21 protein-coding genes are annotated in these 25,493 nt (G+C 47.9%); 16 read left to right on the top strand and 5 right to left on the bottom strand.

From position 1 onward, the window contains the following. The first annotated feature begins 256 nt into the window (after positions 1–256). Complete coding sequence (locus ACHZA1_RS14745) at positions 257–415, top strand: hypothetical protein (RefSeq protein WP_320052628.1); 159 nt, start codon at positions 257–259, stop codon at positions 413–415. 659 nt (positions 416–1,074) lie between these two features. Here ACHZA1_RS14745 and ACHZA1_RS14740 read toward each other — a convergent pair. From ACHZA1_RS14740 to purB, 3 genes are all read right to left on the bottom strand, one after another. Next, the gene (locus ACHZA1_RS14740; RefSeq protein WP_320052627.1) at positions 1,075–1,467 is read right to left on the bottom strand and encodes a hypothetical protein; all 393 of its coding nucleotides are present in this window, start codon (positions 1,465–1,467) and stop codon (positions 1,075–1,077) included. A 149-nt stretch (positions 1,468–1,616) separates the two neighbouring features. Beyond that, the gene (locus ACHZA1_RS14735; RefSeq protein ID WP_320052626.1) at positions 1,617–3,431 is read right to left on the bottom strand and encodes an ABC transporter ATP-binding protein; all 1,815 of its coding nucleotides are present in this window, start codon (positions 3,429–3,431) and stop codon (positions 1,617–1,619) included. A 129-nt stretch (positions 3,432–3,560) separates the two neighbouring features. Further along, the gene (gene purB / locus ACHZA1_RS14730) at positions 3,561–4,907 is read right to left on the bottom strand and encodes an adenylosuccinate lyase (RefSeq protein ID WP_320052625.1); all 1,347 of its coding nucleotides are present in this window, start codon (positions 4,905–4,907) and stop codon (positions 3,561–3,563) included. Positions 4,908–5,412: 505 nt separating this feature from the next. Between purB and corA the strand changes: the two genes are divergently transcribed. From corA to ACHZA1_RS14670, 12 genes are all read left to right on the top strand, one after another. After that, on the top strand, positions 5,413–6,363 hold the full coding sequence (gene corA, locus ACHZA1_RS14725; protein ID WP_320052624.1) for a magnesium/cobalt transporter CorA: 951 nt from the start codon (positions 5,413–5,415) through the stop codon (positions 6,361–6,363). Positions 6,364–6,577: 214 nt separating this feature from the next. Continuing rightward, on the top strand, positions 6,578–7,291 hold the full coding sequence (locus tag ACHZA1_RS14720; protein ID WP_320052623.1) for a 4Fe-4S dicluster domain-containing protein: 714 nt from the start codon (positions 6,578–6,580) through the stop codon (positions 7,289–7,291). A 13-nt stretch (positions 7,292–7,304) separates the two neighbouring features. Next, on the top strand, positions 7,305–8,372 hold the full coding sequence (locus ACHZA1_RS14715) for a heterodisulfide reductase-related iron-sulfur binding cluster (protein ID WP_320052622.1): 1,068 nt from the start codon (positions 7,305–7,307) through the stop codon (positions 8,370–8,372). A 29-nt stretch (positions 8,373–8,401) separates the two neighbouring features. Then, positions 8,402–9,445: an FAD-dependent oxidoreductase gene (locus ACHZA1_RS14710; RefSeq protein ID WP_320052621.1), complete on the top strand. Its 1,044-nt coding sequence runs from the start codon at positions 8,402–8,404 to the stop codon at positions 9,443–9,445. Between the two features lies 1 nt (position 9,446). Then, the gene (locus ACHZA1_RS14705; RefSeq protein ID WP_320052620.1) at positions 9,447–9,782 is read left to right on the top strand and encodes a 4Fe-4S dicluster domain-containing protein; all 336 of its coding nucleotides are present in this window, start codon (positions 9,447–9,449) and stop codon (positions 9,780–9,782) included. Continuing rightward, on the top strand, positions 9,775–11,598 hold the full coding sequence (locus ACHZA1_RS14700) for a (Fe-S)-binding protein (protein WP_320052619.1): 1,824 nt from the start codon (positions 9,775–9,777) through the stop codon (positions 11,596–11,598). The genes ACHZA1_RS14705 and ACHZA1_RS14700 overlap by 8 nt, the downstream gene beginning before the upstream one ends. Positions 11,599–12,014: 416 nt before the next feature. Beyond that, on the top strand, positions 12,015–12,713 hold the full coding sequence (gene mtgA / locus ACHZA1_RS14695; protein ID WP_320052618.1) for a monofunctional biosynthetic peptidoglycan transglycosylase: 699 nt from the start codon (positions 12,015–12,017) through the stop codon (positions 12,711–12,713). A gap of 43 nt (positions 12,714–12,756) precedes the next feature. Continuing rightward, entirely contained in the window at positions 12,757–14,742 is a 1,986-nt protein-coding gene (locus tag ACHZA1_RS14690; RefSeq protein ID WP_320052617.1) for a tetratricopeptide repeat protein, read from the top strand. Positions 14,743–15,149: 407 nt separating this feature from the next. Further along, positions 15,150–16,481 (top strand): MATE family efflux transporter, encoded by a 1,332-nt coding sequence (locus ACHZA1_RS14685; RefSeq protein WP_320052616.1) that lies wholly within the window; start codon positions 15,150–15,152, stop codon positions 16,479–16,481. A 24-nt stretch (positions 16,482–16,505) separates the two neighbouring features. Then, positions 16,506–17,687, top strand: coding sequence for a hypothetical protein (locus tag ACHZA1_RS14680; protein ID WP_320052615.1), 1,182 nt, complete (start codon positions 16,506–16,508; stop codon positions 17,685–17,687). A gap of 237 nt (positions 17,688–17,924) precedes the next feature. Beyond that, complete coding sequence (locus ACHZA1_RS14675; RefSeq protein WP_320052614.1) at positions 17,925–18,995, top strand: phosphatase PAP2 family protein; 1,071 nt, start codon at positions 17,925–17,927, stop codon at positions 18,993–18,995. Between the two features lie 276 nt (positions 18,996–19,271). Further along, positions 19,272–19,685 carry a hypothetical protein gene (locus tag ACHZA1_RS14670; protein WP_320052613.1) on the top strand — a complete coding sequence of 138 codons (414 nt, stop codon included), beginning with the start codon at positions 19,272–19,274 and terminating at the stop codon, positions 19,683–19,685. A gap of 57 nt (positions 19,686–19,742) precedes the next feature. Here the strand turns inward: ACHZA1_RS14670 and ACHZA1_RS14665 are convergent, their stop codons facing one another. Further along, positions 19,743–20,048, bottom strand: coding sequence for a DUF6506 family protein (locus tag ACHZA1_RS14665; RefSeq protein ID WP_320052612.1), 306 nt, complete (start codon positions 20,046–20,048; stop codon positions 19,743–19,745). 213 nt (positions 20,049–20,261) lie between these two features. Next, positions 20,262–21,041 carry a DUF6261 family protein gene (locus ACHZA1_RS14660; RefSeq protein ID WP_320052611.1) on the bottom strand — a complete coding sequence of 260 codons (780 nt, stop codon included), beginning with the start codon at positions 21,039–21,041 and terminating at the stop codon, positions 20,262–20,264. A gap of 676 nt (positions 21,042–21,717) precedes the next feature. Between ACHZA1_RS14660 and ACHZA1_RS14655 the strand changes: the two genes are divergently transcribed. From ACHZA1_RS14655 to ACHZA1_RS14645, 3 genes are all read left to right on the top strand, one after another. Continuing rightward, positions 21,718–23,490 (top strand): hypothetical protein, encoded by a 1,773-nt coding sequence (locus ACHZA1_RS14655; protein WP_320052610.1) that lies wholly within the window; start codon positions 21,718–21,720, stop codon positions 23,488–23,490. A 207-nt stretch (positions 23,491–23,697) separates the two neighbouring features. Further along, on the top strand, positions 23,698–24,273 hold the full coding sequence (locus tag ACHZA1_RS14650) for a hypothetical protein (RefSeq protein ID WP_320052609.1): 576 nt from the start codon (positions 23,698–23,700) through the stop codon (positions 24,271–24,273). Between the two features lie 178 nt (positions 24,274–24,451). Beyond that, the gene (locus ACHZA1_RS14645; protein WP_320052608.1) at positions 24,452–25,360 is read left to right on the top strand and encodes a cation diffusion facilitator family transporter; all 909 of its coding nucleotides are present in this window, start codon (positions 24,452–24,454) and stop codon (positions 25,358–25,360) included. Positions 25,361–25,493 lie beyond the last annotated feature (133 nt).

Genomic DNA, 25,493 nt, shown 5'->3' with positions numbered 1-25,493 from the left:
ATTTTAATATAAGCCGCTAATTTGTATGAATACATTTGTTCTTCCAATTTTAAGGTGCAAAAAGATAGATTACAGATCAATTGTAGTAAATCAACAAGTCTTTTATCTGTTCTTCTTCGTGTGTGCACCAAAAAACAGTTGCACACGTTTTGCACACACCTAAGGGGTAAAAGATGAAACTGGATGATAACGGATGATAAGGAATAGTTATATTCAGGCTTGTAAATCAGCAGTTTTAGCGACAAAATGATAACAGATGAAAAGTGATGAAATGCACCCGAAGCCGACTCGAAATCAGGTGTACTGCTTGCAGTACCGGGGGTTCGAATCCCTTTCTCTCCGCCAAAAAGAAGCGGCTACCAACCCAATGGCAGCCGCTTCTTCTTTTTGTGCCCTGTGCGTGCTGGCAGTATAAGACCTCCGCCTATGTTCGACGCATTTACAAGATGCGCCAGCCTCGTGAGCTTATTCTACGGCGAGCAGGGAACAAGAAATTACAACCAGATAGAAAACGTCGGTATAATACCCAGGTTCGCTGAAAACGCACCATACCTCGCTAACAATCTACCATACTCCGCTGACAATTTACCCGTCTTGTTAGCAATCTACCATGTCTCGCTGACAATTTACCCGCCTTGTTAGCAATCTACCATGCCTCGCTGACAATTTAGCCGCTTCGTTAACAATCTACCGTATCTCGCTGACAACATACCATGCTCCGCTAACAATCTACCTGCTTTGCTAACAATTTGCCAGCCTCGTTGACAATCTCCCAACCTCCGCTGACAACATACCATACCTCGCTGATAATAACAATAGCCCCACTAGCCGTAGTCTACATCAGCGCTCAAGGCTAGGCGAAGTTTGCAACTTCGACTTTGCTAAGTAGCGGTTTACAGACCGCAATCAAAGTAACAAAAAGTAAAGCGCAGCCGTTGAGGTGGCTACGCTTTACTTTTTTGCTGGTTTGGCATTCAACCATAGTATAATTTACGGCTAGCAGGAGGCAAGATTTGTGAGAATAAGCCTCTACTAGGAATACCTACACTTCGCCCACCGCCATCAGCAGTACGCCTACTTTACAGATACGGCCTCCACGTAATACGATGCGGCACTCCCCTCCGATACGCTCTTGGCGCAATCTTTGCCATCGCATCTGCCACAGGGCTTAGCGGCAACGTAGGTCACCTTCTTGAGCACGCCTTTTACCGTAACCTCTTTCCCCTTAAAGCTGGCTGCCGAACCGCTTTTCAGGACAACGGCCATGCGCACGCTCCTATCGCTAGCGGGCGACACAAAGAGCCGCTTGTCGCTTTTAGGGCAAACCGAGAGCACCGTTCCCTTAAACTCTATGCTCTTACCCACATGCTTGCCCGGATTCTTTGCCACATCGGCGAGTTCTACCTTGCCGGCCTGAGCCACAAACACCCCAATTAGGAATAGGGATACCAGAAAAAATCGTTTCATCGTTACAAATTTTTAATCAACTATTGTAGAACCAAAGAAAGCAATTGTAAGCGATCTGTGAAATACTCCTTGGCAGTTTTAAGGCTAAAACTGCCCAACAAAAAACCCCGCAGACTAAGCAAGCGGGGTTCTGTAGATGCGTTTAAATGTTACTGCTGCATGGTATGCAGTTTATGGTAAATTCCTTTATTGGCCAGCAGCTCGTCGTGCGTTCCCCTTTCGGCAATCTCGCCCTCGTTTATCACAAGGATCTCGTCGGCATTCTTGATTGTCGACAGGCGGTGGGCAATAACGATGGAAGTTCTATTCTGCATCAGGTTGTCCAAAGCCGATTGAACGATCTTCTCGCTCTCGGTATCCAAAGCCGATGTAGCCTCGTCGAGGATGAGGATGGGCGGATTGGCCAGCACTGCACGCGCAATGGATACGCGCTGACGCTGCCCCCCCGACATCTTGCTACCCCTATCGCCTACCACCGTTTGGTAGCCATCGGGCGATGTCGAAACAAACTCGTGCGCATTGGCCACCTTCGCAGCAGCTTCCACGTCATCGGCGGTTGCACCCTCTACGCTAAACGCGATATTGTTGTAGTAGGTATCGTTAAACAAAATTGGCTCCTGGTTAACAATGCCCATCAGCGAGCGCAGCTCGCGAAGCTTATAGTTCTTCACGTTGACGCCATCCACCAGAATTTCGCCCTCCTGAATGTCCCAGAAGCGGGGCAAAAGGTCTACAATGGTCGATTTTCCCGAGCCCGATTGGCCTACCAGCGCAACAGTTTTCCCCTTCTCTACGGTAAAGCTAACGTTGCGGAGCACCCAATCGTCGATGTACTTAAAGCTAACGTTGCGGAACTCAATCTTGCTCTTAAATTCGGATATTGGCTGAGAGGTCGGCGTATCCTTAATCGGATTCTCAGCCGAAAGAATGGCATCAATGCGGTCGGCAGAAGCCATACCTTTTATGATGTTGTAGTACGATTGCGAAAAGCGCTTTGCCGGATTGAGCAGCTGCGAGAAGGCAGCCAAGTAGGTGATCAGCGCAGCAGCGGTAAGGGTTGGGTGAGGCTGCAAAACCAAGCGTCCACCGTACATCAGCACGGCAACCACAACGCTCACGCCAAGAAACTCGCTTAGCGGCGAAGCCAAATCGCGGCGCCACGAAGCATGGTTGCATAACTTACGGTACCTATCGTTTAGCTCCTTAAACTTTTTGGTCATATGCTTCTCTGCGGTAAAGCCCTTTACCACTCGCAGCCCGCTAAGGGTCTCCTCTATGGCCGAAAGAATATCACCCAAACTGTTTTGCGCCTTGTACGACGTTTTACGAAGCGAACGACCAATACGCCCCAGTATGAATACGGTGACGAAGATCATCCCCAGCACGAACAGCGAAAGCTGCGGGCTGATTATGATAAGCGTTGTCAGATACGCAATCAGCAGTAACGGATCTTTAAAGAGCAGTTCCAGCGAGCGAACCACCGAAACCTCAATTTCGTTGACATCGTTGGTCATCTTCGAGAGAATATCCCCCTTGCGCTCGTTGCTGTAGTACCCCAAAGGCAGCTCGAGAACCTTACGGTATAGCGTCATACGAATGTCCATTACCACGCCGTTGCGAAGTGGAATCATCACAAAACTGGTAAGGTATTCGAACAAATTCTTAAACAGGAATAAGAGCGCAACACAAACGCTAAGCACGCTTAGTGTCGCAATCTCACCATGCGTAACAATATACTGGCTGATAAAATATTTTACGTTATGAAGAATAGCCTCCGAATTCAGCGCCCAAGGCACAGCGTTGGCAACTACCGGCGACTGCTTAAACAAAATCTGAAGGAAAGGAAGCACTGCTGTAATCGAGGCAACCGAAAATATTGCAAGCAGAATGGATAAAATAACGAAAGCAACGATTCGCCCCCTATAGGGAATCATGAATCGGAAAATCTTAAAAATATTCTTCATTAAAAAGACGGTTATTTTTATTTCAACAGCCCCATACAACCGTAAAGGACGCTAACCCAATGGAAAAATCGGTCAAAAATAGCAAAAAGCAGGGTACTCCCCTGCTCTTTTGCATTTAATGTGTAACTTCTAGAATAATCCCGTGTAGTTTTGGGGGGTAATCTTAAGAATCTCCTCCTTAACCGCATCGCTAACCTTAAGCGTACCCACAAACTCGCGAATCGCAGCCTTTGTTATGCCCGACTTACCACGAGTTAGCTCCTTTAACGCCTCGTAGGGCTTAGGATATCCCTCACGGCGAAGAATGGTTTGAATAGCCTCTGCAACTACTGCCCAATTCTCCTCAAGATCATTGTTTATTGCCTCGTGGTTAAGGTAAACCTTGCCCAATCCCTTAAGAATCGACTTAAATGCAATAACGGTATGCCCCATCGGAACACCTATGTTACGAAGTACGGTAGAATCTGTTAGATCGCGTTGCAGGCGTGAAATAGGAAGTTTAGCCGCAAGATGCTCGTATAGCGCGTTGGCAATACCCAAGTTACCTTCGGCATTCTCGTAGTCAATAGGATTTACCTTATGTGGCATAGCCGACGAGCCAACCTCGCCCTCTTTCACCTTTTGCTTGAAGTAGTCCATCGAGATGTACATCCAGAAGTCGCGCGACAGGTCAATAAGGATGTTGTTTATGCGCTTAAGCGTATCGAAAATAGCGGCAAGGTTGTCGTAGTGCTCAATTTGGGTGGTGTACTGCGAACGGGTAAGCCCAAGTACATTATTTACAAAGTCGTTACCAAAATCAACCCAATTGATTTCAGGATAGGCAACATGATGCGCGTTGAAGTTTCCAGTAGCACCGCCAAACTTAGCACTTACTGGAATTTCCTGAAGCAAATCAACCTGCTTTTGAATACGTTCCACAAACACCATAATCTCCTTCCCCAACTTGGTTGGCGATGCTGGTTGACCGTGAGTACGAGCCAAAAGAGGAACCTCTGCCCACTCGCGGGTAAGCAGTTCGAGCTGCTCCACTACTTCATCCAAAAGGGGGTAGTAGATTTCGCCTATTGCATCGCGAAGTAAAAGCGGAGTTGCAGTATTGTTTACATCCTGCGAGGTTAAGCCAAAATGGATAAACTCAAGATATTTGGTAAGTTTAAGCGCCTCCATCTTTTCCTTAAGGAAGTACTCTACAGCTTTCACATCGTGGTTGGTAACCTTCTCTATATCCTTTATCTTTTGAGCTTCCTCTATGGTAAAGTTTGTGTAGATATCGCGAAGCTTCGAGTAAACGGCTTTGTCAACATCCGCAAGTTGAGGGAGAGGAATCTCGCATAGTGCAATAAAATACTCAACTTCAACTTTTAAGCGATAACGGATTAGTGCAAATTCGGAGAAGTAATCTCCAAGTTCATCAACTTGTCCTCTGTACCTTCCATCGATAGGAGAAATGGCTGTTAGCTTCTGTAATTCCATCTTTAAGGGGTTTATTTTGACGGACAAATTTACCAAAAAAATGATGGCTTCGACAGCCAGCCCAGCCTCTCAAGCGCCATTTAAAGACAATTTTGTTTTGGTTTGCAAATAAAATAATACCTTTGCGCCGGTAATCAAAGTAATTTAAACAATGCCCTCGGGATAAATTCGATAGTTGAATGATTTGTAGAAAAGTTTCGGCGGTGCTTCAAAAAAGCACTACCCCAATCGTAAAAGGGTTTAAACGCACGAAATTGTCGGCAACCTCCAATACTGCTGACCATACAAGTCTACACCGATTATCATCAGCACAACAATCCTTCCCGAATTACTCCAAGTTTCTCCAACAAATTTTCAACCACAAACGACGACGATGGTCAACGCAATCGGGCTTTCGATTGTGCGACTTACCGACATCCCTTTGCGCTGAAGAGGGCTAACGCTAGCCAACTCACTCCTCCAGAGCTAAACACCCCATTGTATAACCGGTAAAAACCAAGGGTCGATGGTAACCTTATTCGTTCGTGGCGACAATAAAATCATTCAAGAAACAGAGATAGAGCAACTCGAAGAGCTCAGTTTTGACGATATCATTTGGATTGACATGAACAATCCAAGCCTTAAGGAGAAAAAGGCTATCGAAAACTTCCTCCACGTAAACCTGACTACCCGACAGCAGGCAGAGGAAATTGAAAGTTCATCGCGCTACTCAGAGTCGGAGTCTACCATAATGGCGAACTCGAACTTCCTTATTCAGGAAGATGATGAATTCACCTACGAGGCGGTATCCTTCATCCTTAAAGAAGGAATACTTGTAACCGTTCGCAATATAGATTTAAAAGTATTCTCCGATACGATTCGACGCTTTTTGCTCAACAATCGCGCCTTCCCAACATCATTTCACCTAATGGTGGCAATTTTAGAAACGCGAATTGACCTTGACGCTGATATGGTAGAGCAAATTGCAAGAGATATCGCCAAAGTTAGTAAGGAACTAAGCCTCTCCGGTAGCGTTGATGAAGAGGTACTGCTGGACATCAACCAACTGCAAGAAAACTCGATGCTGCTCCGCGAGAACATCATCGATAAGCAGCGCGTTCTCTCGGGAATCCTTAAAAGCGAGCGATTCCCCAACGACCTTTACCCAAAGGTAACCATCATGCTTAAAGACGTTGGCTCACTTATCAACCACACCGACTTTAGCTTCGAACGTTTAGAATACCTACAGAACACCTTCTTAGGTCTTATCAACATCGAACAAAATAAAATCATCAAAATATTTACGGTGGTTTCGGTTATCTTCATGCCCCCTACTCTTATTGCAAGCATGTACGGTATGAACTTTAACTTTATGCCAGAGCTCACCTGGAAATATGGCTACCTATTTGCAATCTGCGTTATGCTATTCTCCTCGGGAATCACACTCTTCATCTTCAGAAAACGAAAGTGGCTTTAACACATTAACAATAAAAGAATTAAGGCGCTCGTTAAGTTAACAAGCGCCTTGATTCTTTTAAATAGTTCTGGATTTCTTTTGGCACCTTGACTTAAAAGCCGCAAAAACTCTTCATCACTCGCTTATTTTTTTCGATTTTTACAATTAATATCCTACCTTTACCGTAACATGTGTTAAATAACATCGTCTCGGAAAATTGCTTCAGATCAATTGTATGAAAATGTTGTACGAAGAGTTAAATAAGGACATCAGGTTTCAAGAAGGCATAAATTCATGCATAAGCTGCGGCACCTGCACCGCAATATGCCCTGCTGCTCAGGTTTATCCTTACCAACCACGCGCAATTGCAGAAACTATTTCGACCAAAGATGACAAACTCATAGAAGAACTCCTCAAAAGCGAAACAATTTGGTATTGTGGCGAGTGCATGTCGTGCAAAACCCGCTGCCCTCGAGGTAACGCTCCTGGATTGCTCATTATGGCTTTACGTGCTTTATCTATTAAAAAGGGATACTTTGCCGAATCGGAAAAAGGAAGGCAACAACTGGTACTCAAGCGAACAATTGGTGAATGGTCGTACAAATACGGTTATTGCATTCACGTGGACCATCTTAATACCGAAATGTTCCCAGAACTTGGTCCTATTTTCGATTTTGAAAAGCAACACATGGTTGCACTAATGGACCGTGTTGGCGCAAGTTACCATCAGGATAAGCCTGGAGCACTACGCAACATTCCAAAGGAAGCACTCGATGAAATTAGCAGCATCTTTGAGGTTACAGGAGCACACCAACAGTTTCAACATATTGAGGATGTATCCGCAATCAAAGCCAAGGAGATGGATCTTAAGTTAGACGAATCAGGTCTTGAATCGGAATACGTTCAACATATATACAACTTTAGCAACGAAGACGACCACTCGATATAAAAGCAGCAACACAATGATACCAGAAGGAAAGAAAAAGCTTTGGGCTAAATATCAGAAAGAAATTGCGGAGGACAACTACTACTACGCGCGAAGCTGCATTCGCCAAAACTTCTTCCCCGGCTCAGAATCTACATTTCTTCGCATTTTGAAAGGCGATTTGGGAAAATCGATACTCGATGATCCCCGCCATACAACCTGTACAGGGATAGCCTACCATACAGACTTGGTTCCGTTAGAAACAACCATGACTGTGGTGGCTCGCCAGTTTTCTCTAATGCACGAAGCGGGACTAGAAAACTACGTTGCCAGCTGCGTTACCTCATTTGGCATCTATACGGAGATACTCGACCTCTGGCATCATAATCCAGAACTGGAAGAAAAAGCACATAAACTTCTCTACAAGGCAACTAAAAGAGAGTTTGTAAAGCCCAAAAACTTAGTTCATACCAGCGATGTCATATATAAGTTTAGAAACGAAATTGCTCAAAAGTCGAAGTATCGGCTGGTAAATAAAGAAACAGGAGAACCTCTAAAGGTTGTAGAGCATATTGGGTGTCACTATGCCAAGATGTTTCCACACAAAGGTGTTGGCGGAGCGGAATACCCTCACGTACTTGTTGGAATGATTGAATCGTGGGGTGGGGATGTTGTAGACTACCCCGAACGTAGGCACTGCTGCGGATTTGGCTTTCGCCAGTATCTGGTAAAAGCCAACAGAGGCTACTCGGTGTCAGCATCAAAAAAGAAATTTGAATCGATGGCTCCATACAAGCCCGACTTTATACTAAGCAACTGCCCAGGATGCGCCTACTTCTTAGACAGATGGCAATACGTTATCGCCGACATGGAAGGAACAACCTACGACGATAAGGGATACGGAATTCCATCGCTAACCTACGAAGAACTTGCAGGGTTAGTTTTGGGCTACGATCCTTGGGATTTGGGACTTCAGCTCCACCAGGTAAATGTAGAACCTCTTTTGAAGAAAATTGGGATAGAATACAACCCCGATGCGAAGTTTAGAACAAAAGACGGGCAAGACTTAGGGCAACCTGAGAAACCTGAAATTCTTAAGTACTAGAGTTTACTAATTAGCGTGTGCACTTACTTATGATTAACGAAGGAAACAAAAAAATAGCAGTTATTGGAGGCGGCATCGCAGGGATGCAGTCCGCTAGCGTTCTTGGTCGCTTAGGCTATCAAGTAACTATTTTCGAGAAATCAGAGAGACTCGGAGGGAATGTAGCTAATTGGAATCACCTATTCCCCCACAACGAGAATGCCGCAGATATGGTAAATTTGCTAGACTCTACGCTTAAATCCCTATCAAACGTAAATATTACAGCAGGCACTACGGTATTAACAATTGACCACAAATCAGACAACATACTTATAACGACCCAAGCCAAAGAATACACCTTTGACGCAGCCATCATTGCCTCAGGATTCGAACCTTTCGACGCTACTAAAAAGGAAGAATACGGCTATGGCATTTACAATAGGGTGATTACATCTGTAGATTTCGAGAAAGCCGAAAAACAGGATCAACTAGGTAAGTACATCCAGAATCAATCGGGTAAGGTTGGCTTTGTTCACTGCGTAGGTTCGAGAGATGAAAAAGTCTGCAACGGTTACTGCTCTAAGGTTTGCTGTATTACTGCAGTAAAGCAAGCGATCGAAGTAAAGAAAACAAATCCAAATCTTGATGTTTACTGCTTTTACATGGATTTACGCCTGTTCGATCGCCATTTCGAAAGTATTTACCGTGAAGCACAAGAAACATGGGGAATTCAGTTTATTAGGGGAAGAATGTCCGAAGTAAACGAAGATATTGATGGCAAGCTTATTGCTCGCATCGAGGATACCCTATCGCGTCGTCCAATGAAGCTGTCGCTTGACATGCTCGTACTCATGGTTGGAATGGTTTCTTCAGAAAACACCCAACAGTTTGGAGACCAACTCAACATAAAATCGGAAGTTGACCGCTTTATTGTAGATAATAGTCAGGTACTAACTGCTCAAAACTCAAGTATAAAAAAAGGATTATTCGTAGCAGGAACAGCCAAAAGCCCTTTAACGGTAAAGGAAACGCTTGCCGATGCTAAATCGGTAGCCGTAAACGTCCACTTCTATCTTAAACAGATGTACCAATAATATGGCAAATTTTGGATTTACGACACGAAAGGATAGCATAATTATGCTCGACAAGGTAGATTTAACCCTTCGTCGCTACCTAATATCGGAATATCCCGAATACCAACTCTGCATCAACTGTGGTGTTTGTTCTGCAGTATGCACGGCAGCACAGCTAACATCATTCAACATTAGAGAAGTGAAGTTGAACATTGATAGAGGACAAACAGTTACTCTTGAGAATGATCTTGCCAAATGTATGGTATGCGGAAAGTGCGAAATGGCTTGTCCTAAAAATGTGAGCAATCGAAGAATCGTTCTTTTAATCAACAAATACCTTCAGGAGCAGCATGGATAAATTCAACATATTTGTACTCCCATTTACTATTGGATTAGTATTTGTTGTTGGTGCTTACATTGCCCAGCTTATTCACTGGATTCGATTAATACCAAAAGACGAAAGGAGAAAACTTAAAGTTCTTCTGGCCTCTCCTGTTAGATTTGTCAAATGCTGCACCGAAATAGCCAAAGAAAGTCTTCTTCACATAAACCTATTTAAAACCAACCTATTGCTCGGCTTTATGCACATGAGCCTTGCCTTTGGATGGTTTATGCTAATCGTCATTGGCAATCTTGAATCGAAAGTTTTCACGGCAAGTCACTTAAATCCGCCCTACTTTCCAATCTTCCTAGAGTTCTTTATTCCTGGCATGAGTAAATTCAAATACCATCAGGAATTCTCTTTTATAATGGATTTTTTTCTGTTATTGGTACTAACAGGCGTCGTTTTAGCCTTTTCGAAGCGCTTCGTTTCAAAGAAATTTAGTATTGCCAAAAAGCCAAAGCTAACGGTTATTGATAAAATTGGTCTTTACTCGCTTTGGTTGATATTCCCCCTACGATTCTTAGCAGAGAGCATCAACTCCGGAATTCACGAAACTGGAGGCTTCATCACCCAACCAATGGGAGAATTACTTTACAATGCGGGGTTTGGAAAGAACAGTTCCTATGCTGCATGGTGGGCATACTCCATCTCTTTAGGCGTATTCTTTATTGCAGTACCCTTTACCCGCTACATGCATATTCTTACAGAACCATTTTTCATCTTTTTGCGAAATGCAGAAGTGGATTCCAGTAAATTTCAACAAACATTCAACCAAGTACAGGCAAAAAGTTGCTCAAAATGCGGAGTGTGCTTAAATGCTTGCCCATTAACAACTACAAATATCAGCGGCAACCCGCAACCTATATACCTGCTCAATGCTCTGAACCAAGGGACACTCTCTCCCGAAATGGTTGAGAACTGCCTAAACTGCCGACGCTGCGAAGAGAATTGCCCTGTAGGCATTACCATAGAGCCATTAAGAATATCGCTGAAGAAACAAGTCGAGCACAATGCCGATTTTAGCTACACCTCATTGGCAGAATATCCTAAGGCAAAAATTGGATACTTCTCGGGATGTATGGGCAAGCTAACACCAGCCACGACGAGCAGCCTAGGAAAAATAGCAGAGACTGCAGGAGACAAACTTGTTCACCTCGATAAAGATGGTGGTATTTGCTGCGGACGTCCTCAAAAGCTATCAGGGCAGCTAGAAGCGGCAGAAGAACTTGCAAAGAAAAACACCGCCCTTTTCAAAGAAAGCGGAGTTGAAATGATAGTTACATCGTGCCCGATATGCCTCAAAACATTTAAAGAGAATTACCAGCTGAGCATACCTGTAATTCATCATACAGAATACATTAAACGCCTAATAGAAAATGAAAAGATTGGCGTAAATAAATCAAGTGAAATAACGGTTTACCATGATCCTTGTGAACTCGCTCGTGGTTGTGGCATCACCAAGGAGCCTCGGTACATTCTAAAGAAAGCCTCTCACTTTACAGAACTTCCTAAAGAAATCAAGGGGCAATGCTGTGGAAATACGATGGCTCATAATTCACTAAATTATGCACAAAAAGATGCCATTGCTAACATTACGCTCTGCGGCATTCCATCGAAAGCAAGCTCGCTCATTACTAGTTGCCCAGCCTGTAGTAAGGCTTTTAAACGAAGTGATAGCATAACGGTGGAAGACATTGCTGTTTTCACAGCAAGGCACATGTATAAGCCGGAACCTGTTTACGAAGAGCAATACTACAAAACAGCAAATAAGAGAACCGCAACAACATAGAATAAGGTATTGAAGGTAGCTTAAGGTTAGGCTACCTTTCCATTATTCCCCCTATCCCTTTTTGTTAGCACTAAAGATCCTTGCACAACTATAACACCTGAGAAAGCACTACAGCATTTTCTTGAGTTATCGCGCCACCTCCCTTATGGGAACTGACGAATAGTCATTTCGTTTACGAAGAAGCAACTACCGAATTAAGCACTCCTATAGACAATAAACGTTATTCGCAAGACGTTAAATTGGGGAGGAACTTGATATCGGCAAGAGTCCTGACAGAAGGGATTATTCTAGTACACATTAAGGGCAAAGAGGCATCAGGAACAAAAAGGTCACTTATTTTGTAGGATAAGCGCCCAAAAGCTTTCACTAAAATATCGATTTTATATTTTTGTGAGCGAATAAAACTAGAGTAACCAATGAGCCAGAAAATAAGACCGATGATTAAGATGAAGCGTGGTGTGAAATTTTTTACCCTGCTCTTTTTTACGTCATCGATTTTCTCGGTTCTCGTCATGAGGTTTGTGCCGATCACCTTTACTCCGCTTATGCTGATTAGAAGTGTGGAACAAGCTTTTGATGGAGATTTCCCAAAAGCAAAAAGAGACTGGGCTTCCTACAAGAATATCAGCAAAAACATGGTGTTGGCGGTAGTTTCATCGGAGGATAACAAGTTCCCGGAGCACTACGGATTCGATTTTGTAGCCATAGAACGAGCGCTAAAGCACAACTCTAAGAAGAAAAAGATTCGTGGAGGAAGCACCATATCGCAGCAAACCGGCAAAAATGTGTTCCTTGTACCGGCTCGCAACTGGATTCGGAAGGGATTCGAAACATACTTTACCGTACTAATAGAGGCAACGTGGTCGAAGAAGAGGATAATGGAAGCTTACCTAAATATTGTAGAGCTCGGGAACGGCATTTACGGGGTACAGGCAGCATCGGAGTACTACTTCGAAAAGGATGCCAAGAAGCTGACCAAGCGCCAATCGGCCCTGCTCGCCGCTACGCTACCGAGTCCGTTGAAACGTAATCCGGGTAATCCCAATGCAGCAATGACGCATAAGCAGGAGATGATACTTCGGATTATGCGAAAAATTCATGATGTTGACCTTTAGCTCTGCCAAAGAAAACACCCCAAACCCTTAACATTAGCCTACAGTGAGTACATTTCGTAAAATTGCCATAGTAATTCTGGTGCTACTCGTTAGACCAGGCTCGCTCTTCGCCCAAATCGATAAAGACTACTTCTTTAACAACGGGAGGCAATGCCTGATCGACCAAAAGTATGCGGAATCGCTGGACTACTTCAACGTACTGATAAAAACCGACAGGACGCTACACGAGGCGTTTTTCCTAAGGGGGATTGCAAAGTACAACCTCGATGATCTGATTGGGGCTAACCAGGACTTTTCGGAGGCGATCAAGCTGAATCCGGTATACACTCAAGCCTACCACTATAGGGCAATTACGCTCGCCCGAATGGGGAACACCGAATCGGCCATTGCTGACCTGAACGCAGCCTCGCTCCTGCGGCCGGAGTACCCCGGCATCTACTTTAGTAGGGGTATTACCCACTTTATGTCGAAGCAGTTCGAAAAGGCAATAGATGACTACAACAGGTTTATCCAGAAGGAACCCAAGGTTAGCGATGCCTACGTAAACAGGGGAACAACCTACCTTTTCATGAAGGATACCACTGCTGCTTTGGTCGACTACAACAAGGCCATTGGGCTTAACTTTGCGAATTCGGACGCCTACCTGAAGCGAGGCCATGTTTTCTCGCTGCAAAAGAAGATGAAGGATGCCCTTGCTGATTTCAACAAGGCGATTGAACTCGATTCCACCAACTCGATGGCCTTCTTCAACCGCGGTTTGGTGTACTACGACATGAAGAAGTACAACAACACCATGGCCGACTTCAGCAGCTCTATTCGTTTGGAGCCGAACAATCCGGTTACCCTATACAACCGCGCCATCCTGAGGGCTCAGGTTGGAGACCTGAACAACGCGGTTAAGGACTACGACAGGGTTGCCAAAATCACCCCCAAGAATGTGCTGGTTTACTACAACCGCGCGGCCGTGCTTGTTGAGCTGGGGATGCTCAGGGAAGCGCTGAAGGACTATACGCGGGCAATTGCGCTCTACCCCGACTTTGCCAACGCCTACATGAATCGATCGTACATCAAGCGTAGGCTGAACGACATGAAGAGCGCCAAGGCCGACTTCGATATCGCCAATAGGAAAATCAGGGAGTACCGGTCGAGGCTTAACGACAGCACCTTCTCGGTGTATGCCGATACCAGCAAGAAGTTTACCGCCATGATGTCGTTCGATGCCAACTTCGACGATAACGACATGCTCACCAACAACCAGGTTGACATCAAGCTTCGCCCGCTTTACCGCATTGAGGTTACCAAAGCCGATACGCTGCCACAGCTGCAGAACGCCTACTTCTACCCGGCCTACGACAGGTTCAGGAACAGCCTTCGCAACAGCTTGCAGCTTACGCTCACCAATCAGCCACAAAAGCCTACGCCGGCCGTTCTGGACAGCCTAAAATCGCTGGCAGGAACGCTCGCGGGAAAATCGCCGGCAGTGGCCAATATGGTGGAAGCCATCGTAGAAAGCAGCCAGAACCAGTTCTCGAAATCGGTTAGCGCCTACGGCAAAGCCATTGAGGCCGACCCAAAGAACGGATTCACCTACATCAACCGCTCTACCGTACAGGCCGAAATGATCGACTTCACCAAATCTATTGAGAACAGCATGCAGCCTACGCTGCTCGACGAGAAGGGGCTTACCCCAACCATGTCTAAGCAAAAAACGGAGGTGGCCGTTTACAGCTACGATCAGGCGATAGACGACCTTAATAAGGCGGCAAAGCTGCTCCCCAGCTACGCCTACATCGACTACAACCTGGGCAACATCTACACGCTCTCGAACCGTATGCCCGAGGCGATACAGAGCTACTCCAAGGCCATAGAGGAGTACCCCAACCTCGCCGATGCCTACTACAACCGAGGGCTCATCCAGATCTACCTGAAGGATACCAACAAGGGCTGCCTCGATATCAGCAAAGCCGGCGAGCTGGGCATCCGGGATGCCTACGCCACCCTAAAGAAGTACTGCATTAAGGAAAAGTAACCCATACCGAAGGAGACGAGCCCAACCGCTCGTCTCCTTTGCTTTTGGAGCGACTCGTCCCCAAAGCGAGGAGTGCAACAATGGGCCCTTCGATCGTCGTTTTCCAATTTGGGAATAGCGCGTTCGCCCTCCCAATGACCGTTTCCCAGCTTTGGGAAGGGCACGTTCGACCCTCCGATGCCTGTTTCCCAGCTTTGGGAAGAGTACATCCGACCCTCCGATCAAGGTTTTCCAACTTGGGAAACGTACATTTGCCCCTCCGATCAACGTCTCACAGCTTGGGAAAGATAAACGTACCACCGCTTATACCCCCTATGCCAAGCGTCTCGGGACTTCCACCTAAAATCTACCGTCGAGCATCTAAAGTCTAACTTCTACAATTGCAGATCTTGCTACCTTTGTAGGCTATGAGAGATGAGACATCGTACCGGAATATCTGGCGAATTGCCTACCCGATCATCGTTGGGAGCATCAGCCAAACCGTCCTCAACATTACCGACACCGTTTTTGTGGGGCATCTGGGCGAGCTGGAGCTGGGTGCGGGGGCGCTGGGTACGCTATTCTACCTCACCATTATGATGGTGATCAACGGATTTACCATCGGCAACCAGATTATCATGGCCCGCCGCTTTGGCGAGGAGCGCACCGCCGATATCGGCAGGACATTTGCCAGCTCGATACTGGTGCTGTTCGCCATTACCACGGCGGTTTTCGTAGCGGTAAAGCTGCTCGCGTCCGCCCTCCTCCCCACGTTGGTTAGCAACGCCCAGATATCGCAGCTGGTCGACGGGTTCATCCAGTACCGCATCTGGGGGATCTACGCGGCGGCGTTTACGCTGCTGCTCCGCTCCTTCTACGTGGCCACCGCCAACACCCGGGTGCTTATCCCGGTTACCACCACCACCGTTGGGCTAAACATCGTGCTCAACTACATCCTCATCTACGGGAAGCTCGGACTGCCGGCAATGGGGTTCAACGGAGCGGCGCTTGCCTCCGTAATTTCGGAGCTGGTAGGGTTTGCCATCATAATCGCTTATACCATCTACAAGAAATACCCACGGGCATTCGGGCTATTCAACATCCGCAGGTTCGAGCCCCAGATCGTAGGGGAAACGCTTAGGATTGCATCGCCGGTGATGCTGCAGCACCTCATCTCGTTTAGCGCCTGGTTCGTAATCTTCCTGATTATCGAGCGAATGGGCGAGCGCTCGCTGGCCATATCGAACATCGTGCGCAGCCTGTACATCGCCATGATGGTGCCCATCTGGGGATTTGCCGAGGCCACCAACAGCCTGGTGAGCTACCTGATGGGCGAGAAGCACTTCGACCGCATCGCCCTGCTGGTGAAGCGCTCGATGCTGCTCAGCTTTACCAGCGTGATCCTGGTGGTTGCGGCGTTCTACCTGCTGCTTCCGCAAATCATCGGCTTCTACAGCCCCGACACCTCGCTGGTTGCCGACACCATCCCAGTGGCCAAGGTGGTAATGGTAGGCGCCACCATCATGTCGCTGGGGTTTATCGTTTTCATGGCGGTATCGGGCACCGGCAACACCCTAACGGCGTTCGGGCTCGAGCTCTCCGACATCACCCTATACATTATCATTGCCTTTGTGCTGGTCGAATACGCCCACATCAACGTGACCAACATCTGGTTTGTCGAGACATTCTACGCGGGCTACATGCTGCTGGTATGCTCGCTCTACCTCCGCTTTGGGAAGTGGCGCAATAAGGTAATTTAGCAGGATACAATAACAGAAGTAACGATGAATAGAACGCTTACGCTTACGATCTTCTTTTCCCTTTTTGTACGGATTGGATTGGCACAAACCCTCGACGTTGAGCTTGCCAGCCAGCCGGTGAAGTTCGTCAACCCGAAGATTTACGTGGATAACGTGGTCGACAACCGCGACTTTACGAGCTGGATTGGGACAACCAAGGTTGCGAAAAACAGGCAGCGCCACCTGAACCTTTCCGGCGGAGTAGCATCGGCCATCAAAAGCCACACCGACTATATCCTTCCCCCAAGCCCGGAGAAAAAGCCCGTAACCATGCACATCATGGTGCTATCGGCCAAGGAGCAGCCCACCAGCAACGGCTCCGAGAAGGCTACGGTAACGGCAGTAACCAGCTTCACCGCCCAATCGAAAGCCGGTGGCGAGGTGGAGATCTACCGCACCTCATCCACCGTAAGCGAAAGCGGCAGGGATGCCACCACGCTTTACGAGAAGCTGATCCGAAGAGCCATTGAGGAGTGCCTGGAGCAGCTCAACAGCAAGGATGTAGACAAGCTAACCGCCGATGCGGCCGCCATCCAGCAGCTCAGGAGGACAAAGAGCGAGGTAAAGGTTCTCCCCGACTCCATCAGCCTCGATCGGCTCGTAAACATTGGCAGCAGCAAGTCGGAAGAGGTAGCCAACCCCGAATCGGCAAGCGCACCCATGCCAATGGGGAAAAAGGCGGAACCCGAGGAGCGCTACTACAGGGTAGACGAGATGTCGACGGTATCGATCCTGACGGGCATCAACGGTATTGGATGCACGGCAACCTACTACATCAACAGCCTCTACTCAGACAACCGCATCTACATCCCGCTCACGGTAAGCGCAGAGTACATGGATAACATCACCACCTCCGAAGCCAGCCGCTACCAAGAGCCCTCGCTGTACTACGCCAAGATTGGGGCCGAGCTATTTTACCCCCTCAACAAGTACTTCTGGCTCAACGCCGGGGTGCAGATTCCCCTTGGCACCGAAAAGCTGGCGGATCTCGACGGCAACGACTCCGAAACGCTCCTTGCCGGCATCTGCCTAACGCAGAGCATCCGCGTGATGTCGAGCCAGTACGAAGGAGTGACCTTTGCGGTGGGGGCATTCGAGCAGATTCTCTCGTCGAAGATACAGCCCTTTAACGTTGGGCTACGCATCGAGATTGGCATTAAATTTTAGAATAGGGAATAGGGAGAAGCAACTCACTGCTCCCTATTCCCCACTCACTATTCCCTTCTCACTTTTTATCAATTTTCCCTGTTTTTAGGACTGGAAATCTGACTTCCTTTTGCTATACTTGCACCTCGGGAAAGTGAAATAACAGGTTCAACACAACAACAGGGAATAAGGGATTTGACGGTAGCAGCAGGCATTAAAGGACGCCAGATTGCTCGTACTCCCAACCAGCAACACCATATGAAAAAGGGGATTCTGCTACTGGTAGCTCTAGCAGCTGCAACGCTTCAGGTTAAGGCTCAAATCGGCAACAATGCCGACACCACCCTATTGGCTAAGCCAATCTCCGATTCGGTATCCGTTGCTGGCGTTAAGCCAAGCCACATCACCACGGTTGCTGTTAACGACACCACCGCAATCTCCTACATTCGCCCCCAGGGGTACCACTTCATCACCAATATCCCCAAAGACTGGTTAGAGTTTGGGCAACGAACCGTTTCCAAAAAGGGTTTGATTACCGTTGGCGCGCTGGCGGCATCGACGGCGCTGCTGATGACCATCGACCGTCCGGCAATGGACGCCGTGCAGCAGTTTGGCCGCTGGGCCGGAGTCAGCGGCGAGCGCAAGTTTGCCAACACCATCAAGTTTAAGATGGGGGGAACGGCGGTCAACTTTATGGACCTGCCCCAGAACCTCAACTCTACCCTCTACTTCATCGGCGAGGGGTGGCCCACCATCGCCTTTACGGCCGGGGTGCTGGTAAAGGGACTCATCACCAACGACAATAGGGCCATACAAACGGCCTCGCAGATTGGCGAGGGATACCTGGCCATGGGCATTACGGTGCAGCTCATCAAGCGGCTCACCGGAAGGCAGAGCCCCTTTAAGACCACCAAGGGGTCGGGAAATTGGCAGCTGGCCCCCGCCTACTCGCACTACCAAGGCGATGTGCCCAACCACGACGCGTTCCCATCGGGGCACCTGGCTACGGCCATGGCCTCCATCACCATATACGCCGAAAACTACCCCGAGATTCGGTGGATTCGCCCCGTGGGCTACACCGTAATGGGACTCGTTGGCCTAGCCATGATGAACAACGGCGTGCACTGGATGAGCGACTACCCGCTGGCCATTGCCATTGGCTACACCTACGGGAAGATTGTTACCTCGCGCGACAAGTCCATCCGAGTATTCTCCAGAAGGGGCAACCACAACCCCGAGGTAGGCAAGCTCAGCTTCGGACCCAAGGTTATCGGATCGCCCTACTACCAGGACTACACCCTTGGACTTTCGCTTAGCCTGACGCTGTAGGAACAAGAAGGTAGAGGAAGCTAAAAGAATAGGATTGCCATAAGCTAATTCGGACAAGAGCACAGCAAATGCTGAGCCTCTATGATGAGGCTATCACCAATAAATGACATTGTTCCCGAGCGGGAGGATAACATGCCACGATAGCACGTTCCTTTTTCATCTTTTAGTGCCATCATTCCGCTATCTCCATTTAACTACTGAAATTACTCCATTTAGTTTCTCCCCCATCGAGCATCTTTCGTACCTTTCCGTCCAAAACCATTTTCGACAACGACCATGGCTATACGCTACGAAAAAGACTACCTGATGCGGCTAATGCAGAACTTCTTTCTGGCGCTCGACCGCATCGTGAATGCCCGAAAGAATGAGGAGCACGAGGTGGTGCTCTCGGAGCTGGAGGTAACCTTTATGGCCTTCTTCCAGCAGAACCTCGCCTTCTTCGAGGCGATGACGCCCGACGAAATCGTCGCCTTCTTTTCCAACGCCCCCTACCCCTCCGAAAAGGTGGAGATGGTGGCCATGCTGCTCTTCGAGGCCGGCGTGGTGGCCCCCGAGCCCGAGGTGCAGCGCCGCCGCCTTACCACGGTGAACACGCTCATCGGGCACCTCTCCGACATCCGCAAATCGGTATCGCTCGACCACATGGCCAAGCAGCAGTACATCCAAAAGCGGCTGGGCGAGCTGGGGTAGCATAGAAAAGGGGAGCCGCTATCGACTCCCCCGCTAGGCGCAATGCCCATCAATCCGTTATCTAAAGATTTTATCGCCACTTTGATGGCCAAATCCGGGGTGAAGGTCGAAGCGCACCACCCCCACGTTGGCCTTATCGCCAACCGCTTTAGCAACCAGCGCCGTTCCCTCCGATCCAAATCCAGCGCATAGCTCGATGGCAGTAACCCCTTCGGCCACCAGCTCCAAGGCAACCTTCTGGGCCTCCTCGTAGGTTTTTACGCCAACTACCGATAGGTTGACTACAGGCGTACTAATAGCAGCCCGATGGGTAGCGCTATCTACCTCTGGCGCTATGAAAATAAATGCGGCATTTACTGACATGTGCTCTCTCCTTTACTTAGTTTATGATGTAGAATTTTGAACCACAAATCTAGCAAAATCACCACTCTAAGCACCCTTGGGGCTGCCCCCTACAGCCCACCCCAATTACACTTTTCCTCCCATACGTAAATTGGCGGCACCAGTTCGGCAGGGCGGGAAGGAAAAAGAAAGGGAGCCGACAATCGGCTCCCCCTTATTCTGCTCCCGAAGGGGCTACTTCTGCCCTTCGCTCTTCTTGTCCTTATCCTTTTCCTTGTCTTTCTCCTTCTCCTTCTCGCGCTTATTCTTTAGAGCGGCTTGGTGTAGCGCTTCGGTCTTTTCGGCATCCTGATTAAGCAGAAGGATCTTTGAGCAAAGTGTCTCCCACTTGGGATTGGAGTCCTCCAGCAGCTTGCCCTGCACGTAGACCAGGATGTTCTTGGTAGCCTGCTCAAACTCCCTACGAACCCTTGTGGCAGCAACAAAGTCAGCCTTGCTGTCCTTGTCGTCAACCTTTTGGCTGTAGGTGGTGTCGAAGGCGGTTACATCGTTCACCAGCTGCGCCTGCTTCGGCTCGAGCTTCAGCGCTACAAGGGCTGCCGCATTTTCGGGCTTCTTCAGGTCTTCGATAAAGCTAGCGAGGGTGCTCGATTCGCCCGAGTAGGAGCCTTCGAGGAAGTCGAAGCCATAGTGCTCGAAGAGCACGTTGAGCCGCTTGGCGGCCAGCACCTCGGCGGCAACATCGGAGTAGAGGTAGCTCTGCACCCCATGGTAGAGCCCCCGGTACGAGTTTCCACGCTTCTGGTCCAACTCAAAAAGCCTCTCCGTAAACTCGCTTTTCCGTGACAGCATATAGCCCCGTGCCAGATTAGCGTTCGCCTCCTTAAAGAGTAAGTAAGGCTTAGAGGTGGTTAGCCCCTCAATTCCCGATCCCACAACTTGGCTGTCCAGCTTTTTGCCGTAGTCAACCTCGTCTTTTAAGAGCATCTTGCTCGTTGAAAAATACAAATTCATACAAAAAAATTTTTTGGTACTAATTACTTCAAAAGCTCTCTTCGTAGGATTCAAAAGCTGCACCACGAAAATTGCATCCATCCTCCCCTAAGGAAATTCCCGAGCGGGGAATTGTACGCCGCTGCGCCGGCACGATCGTTTCCGAGCAGAATTTTGCGTGCCGCTGCGCTAGCGTGAAAAATTCCGAGCGGAAATTTTCATCCCGCTGCGCTAGCGTGGAAAATTCTGGGTGGAATTTTGCGTCCCGCTACGCCGGCGTGGAAAATTCCGAGCGGAAATTTGCGTGCCGCCGTGCCGGAGTGAAAATTCTGGGTGGAAATTTGCGTTCGGACGCGCTGGCGTAGAAAATTCTGGGTGGAAACGCCTATTGGGAGCTCCAGTTGGCAGCAACCATAAGCGTAGACGGTTCAATCTTCAAAGAACAGCGCCCCTAAATTAACTATTTTTCTATTTCACCAAAGGTTTTGTTAATTATTTCTTATTCCGAAGGTATTTTTTTAGAGGATACCGCTAGACTTTAGCAGTAATCGACACCCAATGCCCACCTCCTCCCCTGAAGCCCCTGCAGCTTTTGGGCATCAGAGCCGTACCTCCGGCCACACGCCAAGCAGCGTTCTGCTTGGATATGCCCCCCTTAAGTGTTAAATTGCCGCCTTAATTCATTACATAAAGTCTTATGAAAAAGTTACTACTATCGCTGCTACTGGGCGTAGTGCTGCTGGCTGCTGGATGCAAGAAGGATAATCCTATTCCTGTACAATCAATCGCTATTGCCGATGCACCGGCAACAGCAGGGTTAGGCCAACCCGTTAAGTTAAGCGTAAAAACCTCCCCCGAAAATGCTGATGTCCCCTTCACGCTGGAGTGGACAGTTGACAAAACCCTTGCCGACTTCGACGAGGCCACCCAAACCCTGACCCGCAAAGCCAACGGCCCGGTTACCGTTACGGTAAGCGTCAAGGGACGACCAGAGGTTAAGCAGAGCATAACCATCAATCCCATAATCGCCCAAAGCGTAGCGTTTAAGACAAGGTTTGTTGATGCCGAAGTGGGAAAACCAGTAAAGGTGGAGCTGGAGGTAACCCCAACTGGAGCCGATACCGACTTTACCTGGACGCTGAGCAAAAACATCGGCACCTTCGACGAGGCTTCGAAAACGCTAACCCTAAACCAACCAGGACTGGTGGAGCTAACCGCATCGGTAAAAGGAAACCCAGACATCAAGGATGTATGCGCGGTTAAAGATGCTAGCATCGTTTACATACCGGATGTTACCTTTAGGAAAATCCTTCTCTCTAAGTTTGATGCGAATAACGATGGCGAAATTCAGAAATCCGAAGCAGAATCAGCCAAGATTATTTCAACAAGTAAAGAGAAAATATATAGCCTAGAAGGAGTTGAATACTTTACAAATCTAGAAAAGCTGTACTGCGAAACACCGAAAGAAATTGCCAACTTGAACTTAAGTAAAAACACGAAGCTCCACTTGTTATATCTAGCCAAAGTAAAATCATTGGATATTAGTAAAAACAACGAACTTGATACGCTAATGCTAGTTGGGAATCAGTTACCCTCAATTGATTTAAGTAAAAAAACAAAACTCATCGTTTTCCAGAGTACTGAGAACAATTTCACATCGCTTGATGTCAGCCAAAACACAAAGTTGAGAAATCTAAAATGTACCTTGTCTAAATTGGCTACTATTGACGTAAGCAATAACAAAGAACTTGTCGAGCTAAACCTTGAAAGTAACCAGCTATCCTCCATCAATATCAGCCAAAACACAAAGTTGAAAGTTTTAAACTGCATCAATAACCAGCTAGCCTCTATTGACGTAAGCAAGAACGTAAACCTGACCTCCCTAGATTGTAACAATAACAATTTATCGGCTATTTATTTGGGCAATAACACCAACCTCCGTAACCTCTATTGCAGCGGCAATAAGTTGTCAGCAATTGACATAAGTAACTGTACCAATCTATTGGACTTCCAATGCAACAACAACAGCCTATCTGCTATTGATATAAGTAAAAATTTAGAACTAACTGAATTCTATTGTAGCAACAATATGTTGTCAACAATCGACGGAAGTAAGAATACAGAAATAAATTGGTTAAGGTGCGATAACAACAAGTTAGTATCAATCGACCTGAGTAATAGTATTCATTTATGTACTTTGGTTTGCAAAAACAACAATCTAACTTCCATAGATGTTAGTAAGAATTTATTCCTGCGAAATCTCGATTGTAGTCAAAATAAGTTAACAACTATCGACATAAGCAACAACAAGCAATATTTAGGAATACCAAACCCCTCGAATGGGATGCCTTGTGTAAACGTGATTTTCACAGGCAACCCCAATCTCACCAAAATCTACGTTTGGAAAGGATTCACCCCTGCTGCAAACTTTACAAAGGATGCTACCACCAGCTACGTGGAAGTACCCTAGCGGAGAATGCACGAAACCGAACAAGCCGCAGCGGATATGCTGCGGCTTTTCTTATGCATAAAAGATTGAGCGACGCCGATACACTCCCCGCTTACAAGTGCAGCTAAATTGTACCTATTTATGGTAAACGCCCCGGCGGCACCTAAACATCCCCACGGGGTACCTGTTTCTCCCGCTACTAATTAATAACCCCAAAAACGTGAGGCCATGAAAAAGTTAGCAATTCTATCGATTACAGCACTTTTTGCACTGGCAGCATTTCAGGCTAGCGCACAAGGACAGGCAGTTCGGGAAAGCCAGATGAGGAAGAAGGAGCTAAAGTCCAACCTAAAGGCCGAGAAGAAAACCCTGCGAACGCTCAAGGCAAGCGAGGTGAGGGCAACCGCGAAAACCCAATTCGTGGCCGACTTCGGCGAGATGCCCGATGTAAAATGGGACCGGGTTAAGAGCTTCGACGTAGCCACGTTCACCAAGGACGGCCAAAAGATGAAGGCCTACTACGACTCCGGGTCCAAGCTGCTTGGCACCACCACCCCCACCACCTTCGACAACCTACCCGCCGCCGGCCAAAGGAGGCTTCTAGCAAAGTACAAGGGCTACACGGTTGGCAAGGTATTCTTCTTCGACGAGAATGAGGCGTACGAAAACACGGAAGACATGGAGCTCTTCGGGGTACCCTTCGAGCACCTCGACCACTACTTTGTGGAGCTGATCAACGGCAGCAGCCGAATAATGGTTAAGGTAACCAAGGAGGGCGACGTGTCGTTTATGGCCAAGCTGTAGAAAAGCGCAGGAACTTTCTAATGAATAGCGAGCCGCAGCGGATATGCTGCGGCTTTTCTTGTGCCGCTACCCAAACCTTGAACGAGGGAGGCTCATCGCCTACAGCAGACAGCCCATAGCATTAAACCCGGTAGAAACGCTACCTTTGGACGATTTTGTAGAACAACACCAAAGAGCAATGTCGCACCAAAACACCTCCGTAAAGTCCATCTACTTTGCCCTACTGGCCAACCTCGGGATTGCCATTACCAAAACGGCGGCCGCCATCGTAACCGGCTCGGGGGCCATGCTGGCCGAATCGATCCACTCCTTTGCCGACTGCGGCAACCAAGGCCTCCTATTTTGGGGGCTAAAGGCCGCTAAGAAGAAGCCCGACCAGGAGCATCCGCTGGGGTACGGCAAGGAGATCTACTTCTGGTCGTTCATCGTGGCCCTGATCCTGTTTAGCATGGGCGGGCTGTTCTCCATCTACGAGGGCATCCACAAAATCAGCGCACACGAAGGGCTGAAAAGCCCCATCGTTGCCATTGCCGTTCTATCGGTGAGCATCATTCTCGAAGGGGCGTCGCTCTACGGCTGCGTGACGCAGATCAACAAGGTAAGGCGCAACGTATCGCTTTGGGCATGGCTAAAGAGCAGCCGCCAGAGCGAGCTGGTCATCGTTTTCGGCGAAGATGTTGCCGCGCTGCTGGGGCTATCGTTTGCGCTTGCATCGGTAGGGCTCGCTGTCGTAACCGGAGATCCGATTTACGACGCCATCGGAAGCATTGGCATCGGCGCCCTGCTGGTTGGCGTATCGTTTTTTCTTGCGGTGAAAATTAAGAGCCTGCTCATCGGGCAAAGCGCCGAAAGCGAAATCCGCATCGAGGTGAAGCAGTTTCTGGAAGCCCGCCCCGAAGTCGACCAGCTGCTTAACCTGATCACGCTGCAGCTCGGCCCTCAGGTAATGGTTGCCGTAAAGGCCAAGATGGCAAAGGCTGATTCGGCCGACCAGCTGATTGACCGGATAAACGCTTGCGAAGCAGCGCTAAAAAAAGAGTACCCCACCATCCAGTGGATATTTTTCGAACCGGATTCCGAGGAGTAGCCCGCAACTCAAGGCAAGCAATGTTCTACTCTCCTTGAATTGCAGCTAAATAAACCCTACTAGTAATAAATACAGCATACGCCTATCGATTTTGTCTTAAGGTCGCAGTAAATTGGATACCCTATTAACCAAT

The organism is uncultured Acetobacteroides sp., from assembly GCF_963667355.2.
GTDB lineage: Bacteria > Bacteroidota > Bacteroidia > Bacteroidales > ZOR0009 > Acetobacteroides.
The sequence above is the reverse complement of the archived record's forward strand: the minus strand, read 5'-3'. Positions and strand labels throughout refer to the sequence as shown.